This window comes from Xenorhabdus indica, from assembly GCF_014467235.1.
Lineage (GTDB): Bacteria > Pseudomonadota > Gammaproteobacteria > Enterobacterales > Enterobacteriaceae > Xenorhabdus > Xenorhabdus indica.
This window is the reverse complement of the sequence record NZ_NKHP01000003.1, coordinates 306,665-311,284: the sequence shown is the minus strand read 5'-3', so window position 1 is coordinate 311,284 and position 4,620 is coordinate 306,665. Positions and strand designations below refer to the sequence as shown.

Genomic DNA, 4,620 nt, shown 5'->3' with positions numbered 1-4,620 from the left:
ACCGCCGTAAGTTTTCGCCAAAACGGTAGTGATTGCAGCAGTCAGGGTAGTTTTACCGTGGTCAACGTGGCCGATAGTACCAACGTTAACGTGCGGTTTTGAACGTTCAAACTTTTCTTTAGACATTAGGTTGTCCCTCTAAGACACGGAATCGGTGGTTTCACCACATCAACCAAGCAATATGTGCTTGTTTAGACATCAGCAGGAAGAAAACCAGGAGGCAAGAACTAAGGAAGTGGTGCTGATAGGCAGATTCGAACTGCCGACCTCACCCTTACCAAGGGTGTGCTCTACCAACTGAGCTATATCAGCACATCTTGGAGCGGGCAGCGGGAATCGAACCCGCATCATCAGCTTGGAAGGCTGAGGTAATAGCCATTATACGATGCCCGCGTGAACTCGGCTACCTGACTTTAATCAACTGTATTATACCTCAAGTATTTTTGCTGAAATAATAACTCGATTCATAATACTCAAGATGAAAACTGGTTTATGGTGGTGGGGGAAGGATTCGAACCTTCGAAGTCTGTGACGGCAGATTTACAGTCTGCTCCCTTTGGCCGCTCGGGAACCCCACCTTTCCAAATTTTTGATGGTGCCGGCACCAAGAATCGAACTCGGGACCTACTGATTACAAGTCAGTTGCTCTACCATCTGAGCTATGCCGGCATCAAGTGCTGCGCATTCTAGGTAGTATTCGCCTATGATGCAACAAAAAAATTATCTTTTTTGTTTTTTCGCTCACATTACGTTCAATCAAAGTTGTTTTGATGATTTTTTCAATAGATACAGTACAAATGGCAAACAAAAATTCGCAATATGAAAACTTCAACAAACAAACTGATAGATTATTTTGAAAAATTACTTATCAGGGATAAACAAAAAAACTACTCATTTTTTCGTAATTTTGTATTTTCCATCAAAAAAATTACTAAAATAATAAAAATTTCTACGCCTAAGATAGTTCAGCCGATATGATGAGGTTTATTTTTTGTCGGATACGGGTGTGTACAACAACCCGTCCAACCTGCATAGACAGGCAGATGTTGGCTTATGAATAAGAAAGAATCTTTTTTAACGACCCCTTATTTACAATTTGATCGTGAACATTGGGCAACTTTGCGTGACTCAGTGCCTTTAACATTAACAGCAGAAGAGGTTGCTGCTTTAAAAGGAATTAATGAAGAAATTTCAATAGATGAAGTAGTTGAGATCTATTTGCCATTATCACGCCTACTTAATTTTTATATTAGTTCCAATATACGGCGTCAGGCTGTTCTTGAACAATTTTTAGGGACTGGTGGGCAAAAAATACCTTACATCATTGGTATTGCGGGTAGCGTTGCTGTTGGAAAAAGTACAACGGCACGTTTATTACAAGCATTATTGAGCCGCTGGCCTGAACATCGTCGTGTGAAACTGGTGACTACAGACGGTTTTTTACACTCTAATAATGTGCTAAATGAGCGTGGCTTAATGAAGAAAAAAGGATTTCCCGAATCCTACGATATGCGCGGTTTAGTCAAATTTGTCTCTGATATAAAATCAGGTGTCGAAAAGGTTACAGCGCCAGTATATTCTCACCTTAGCTATGATATTGTACCTGACGAACAGCTTGTCATAGAACGACCAGATATTCTGATACTAGAAGGTCTAAATGTGCTGCAAAGTGGCATGGATTATCCCCATGAGCCACATCATGTCTTTGTTTCTGATTTTGTTGATTTTTCTATTTATGTTGACGCATCAGAACAATTACTCGAACAATGGTATGTCAGCCGTTTTCTTAAATTCCGCCAAGGCGCTTTTGCTGACCCAGACTCTTATTTCCACGGTTATTCTAAGTTAACGACTGAAGAAGCAATAAAAGTCGCATCAGGCATTTGGCAAGAAATTAATGGATTAAATCTACAACAAAACATCTTACCCACCAGAGAACGCGCCAACTTAATTATGACTAAAGGTGCTAACCACGCTATTGAAAACGTCAGATTAAGAAAATAATGTAAGAGCCGGAAGTCTCCGGCTTTATACTCAGCATCCTCTCAAAGAAATTTCACCACCAATATACGGCGTAATAACACCATTGATATCAAGCAATAGTGCACCTTGTTGGTCAATTCCACGGGAGATCCCATAAATTTCTTGATCACCAATAATCAATTTCACCGGACGATCCATAAAATTATCTAATTTAAACCATCTGGAAATAAAAGGTAATAATCCTTCGTTTTCAAACTGGACCAACGCTTTCTTTAGTTCAACAACGATTTCAGCAACTAACTTATTTCGTTCAATAGTTACTCCTGCCTGCTGTAGATTAATCGACCTCTGGTTTATTAATTTTTGCTGCTCACTGCTCATTGAAATATTCATACCAATTCCGATGACAATCTGAGCTGCATCTCCTGTTTTCCCCATTAATTCAACTAATATACCAGCCAGTTTCTTATCATCCAGATACAAATCATTAGGCCACTTTACTTTTACCCTTTCTGCTCCCTGGCGATTCAAAACTTCCGCAATTACAATACCGACTACTAGGCTTAATCCAATTGCAGCAGCAGGGCCTTGTTCTAAACGCCAGAACATAGATAAATATAAATTCCGGCCAAAAGCAGACACCCATTGTCTTCCACGACGGCCTCTCCCTGCATACTGGTATTCTGCGACGCAGGAATCCCCTGAAGTAAGTTCCTCTAATTTATCTAAAAAATACTGATTTGTGGAATCAATAACAGGAATAACCTCAATGCCATTATTTGGCAAGTAGCTTTCAATCATTTCTTTACTAAGAAGATTCATGGGAGCAGGAAAGCGGTAACCTTTACCGGGGATCGTCAAAATCTCCACTCCCCACTCACGAATAGTCTGGATATGTTTATTTATTCCTGCCCGGCTCATTCCTAATTCCTGACCTAACTGCTGCCCTGAATGAGTTTCACCATCTGATAGCACGTTAATTAATTTTAATGGAATACTAATATCTTTCATGAAATACATTCCACTGCGTCTATTTCACCTTCACTACCAATGAAACGGACTTCAGGCTCTAAAAAAATATCAAATTTTTTAGCTACTTGTTTACGTACATAAGCAGCCAAGGCAATAACATCCTGCCCTGTGGCATTGCCTTGATTGATTAATACCAATGCTTGTTTCATGTGAACAGCAGCATCACCAACACGATACCCTTTTAAATGACATTGATCTATCAACCAGCCCGCAGCTATTTTTACACTATACTCATTATGATGATATTGAGGACATTCAGGGTATTCCGATTTAATTTTTTGCGCCAATTCAATCGATACAACCGGATTCTTAAAGAAACTCCCTGCATTTCCTATAACAGCAGGATCTGGCAACTTACTTTGACGCATTTCACAGACTACATGGAATATTTGCTCTGGTGTAACATCGCCCCCCAAGAACTGCGTTAAACCACTATAGGTTAATATAGGCTTCCACGTTTTATTTAGCCTCAAACCAACAGAAATAATTGCATATCCTTCTCTATACTGATGTTTGAAGACACTATCCCTATAAGCAAATTGACACTCGCTTTCCATCAAACGAATTTGTTTACCAGTTTTCAGCTCAACTAAGTCAACATATTCACAGACTTGTTTAAACTCAATTCCATAGGCTCCAATATTTTGGATAGGGGCAGAACCAACGTTCCCAGGAATCAATGCCAAATTCTCCAGACCAAAAATTTGTCGATTTAGTAAATATTTGATTAATTCATGCCAATTTTCACCTGCGCCGACATGAATATGCCATGCAATATCAGATTCTTGTATCTCGATACCAAGAATACGATTTAAAATTACTGTTCCCTTAAAATTTTCAGTAAATAGAACATTGCTACCTCCTCCCAGTATAAGGATAGGATGACCACTCTTCTCTGCTTTTTGCCATAAAGATAAAAGTGATTCAGTTGAGGTTGCCGTACAAATACGTTCAGCATTGGCTAAAATGCCAAACGTATTAAACACTTTTAGTTGAGTTGGTTGACAGACAGACATTCATTTCTAACTCGATAAATAATTTGCCTGTAGTCTAGCAGACTCTATCTTTGAAAGATAAACCAGTAGTGACTGACTTACTATAGAAGACATAGAAAAAAGAAAATAACCAGAAATGCAAAAGGCCACCCAAATGAGTGGCCTTTTGACTAGATATTAAAGCTTGGCAGTTCCCTACTCTCACATGGGGAGACCCCACACTACCATCGGCGCTACGGCGTTTCACTGCTGAGTTCGGCATGGGGTCAGGTGGGACCGCCGCGCTATTGCTGCCAAGCAAATTCTGTTTTATTTACCGAACGCATTATTCATGGTGCTGATACCCAGATTCGAACTGGGGACCTCACCCTTACCAAGGGTGTGCTCTACCAACTGAGCCATATCAGCAAATGCTAAAATAAAAAGTGTTGCCATCTTGGCAACACTTATAAATCAATGTCTGGCAGTGCCCTACTCTCGCATGGGGAGACCCCACACTACCATCGGCGCAACGGCGTTTCACTGCTGAGTTCGGCATGGGGTCAGGTGGGACCACCGCGCTATTGCCGCCAGACAAATCCTGTTTTCAATCCCGAACAAGCTGCCGGAC

The 4,620-nt window shown here is 40.4% G+C and carries 4 protein-coding genes, 5 tRNA genes and 2 rRNA genes; 1 reads left to right on the top strand and 10 read right to left on the bottom strand.

Annotated features, from left to right (window positions below):
• The 5 genes from Xind_RS04550 to Xind_RS04530 all read right to left on the bottom strand — a co-directional run.
• Window positions 1–126, bottom strand: a 126-nt coding sequence (locus tag Xind_RS04550; protein WP_230333040.1) for a GTP-binding protein, incomplete at its 3' end; no start/stop codon positions are given.
• A gap of 110 nt (window positions 127–236) precedes the next feature.
• Window positions 237–312, bottom strand: a tRNA-Thr gene (locus Xind_RS04545).
• Window positions 313–318: 6 nt separating this feature from the next.
• Window positions 319–393 (bottom strand) — tRNA-Gly (locus tag Xind_RS04540).
• Between the two features lie 100 nt (window positions 394–493).
• A tRNA-Tyr gene (locus Xind_RS04535) sits at window positions 494–578 on the bottom strand.
• A gap of 15 nt (window positions 579–593) precedes the next feature.
• Window positions 594–669, bottom strand: a tRNA-Thr gene (locus Xind_RS04530).
• A 384-nt stretch (window positions 670–1,053) separates the two neighbouring features.
• On the opposite strand from Xind_RS04530, the gene coaA reads away from it, so the two are divergent.
• Complete coding sequence (coaA, locus tag Xind_RS04525) at window positions 1,054–2,004, top strand: type I pantothenate kinase (RefSeq protein WP_047684771.1); 951 nt, start codon at window positions 1,054–1,056, stop codon at window positions 2,002–2,004.
• A 30-nt stretch (window positions 2,005–2,034) separates the two neighbouring features.
• Here the strand turns inward: coaA and birA are convergent, their stop codons facing one another.
• The 5 genes from birA to rrf (Xind_RS04500) all read right to left on the bottom strand — a co-directional run bounded on the left by birA (window position 2,035) and on the right by rrf (Xind_RS04500) (window position 4,584).
• Window positions 2,035–2,994, bottom strand: coding sequence for a bifunctional biotin--[acetyl-CoA-carboxylase] ligase/biotin operon repressor BirA (gene birA / locus Xind_RS04520; protein WP_047684774.1), 960 nt, complete (start codon window positions 2,992–2,994; stop codon window positions 2,035–2,037).
• Window positions 2,991–4,031 (bottom strand): UDP-N-acetylmuramate dehydrogenase, encoded by a 1,041-nt coding sequence (murB, locus tag Xind_RS04515; protein ID WP_187649541.1) that lies wholly within the window; start codon window positions 4,029–4,031, stop codon window positions 2,991–2,993. The genes birA and murB overlap by 4 nt, the downstream gene beginning before the upstream one ends.
• A 161-nt stretch (window positions 4,032–4,192) precedes the next feature.
• Window positions 4,193–4,308 (bottom strand): 5S ribosomal RNA (rrf, locus tag Xind_RS04510).
• A gap of 34 nt (window positions 4,309–4,342) precedes the next feature.
• A tRNA-Thr gene (locus Xind_RS04505) sits at window positions 4,343–4,418 on the bottom strand.
• Window positions 4,419–4,468: 50 nt separating this feature from the next.
• A 5S ribosomal RNA gene (gene rrf / locus Xind_RS04500) occupies window positions 4,469–4,584 on the bottom strand.
• Between the last annotated feature and the right edge of the window lie 36 nt (window positions 4,585–4,620).

What these genes read in the sequence shown, in the direction of transcription:
- coaA (WP_047684771.1), top strand. Translation starts at nt 1,054, where the DNA reads ATGAATAAGAAAGAATCTTTTTTAACGACCCCTTATTTACAATTTGAT.
- birA (WP_047684774.1), bottom strand. Translation starts at nt 2,994, where the DNA reads ATGAAAGATATTAGTATTCCATTAAAATTAATTAACGTGCTATCAGAT.
- murB (WP_187649541.1), bottom strand. Translation starts at nt 4,031, where the DNA reads ATGTCTGTCTGTCAACCAACTCAACTAAAAGTGTTTAATACGTTTGGC.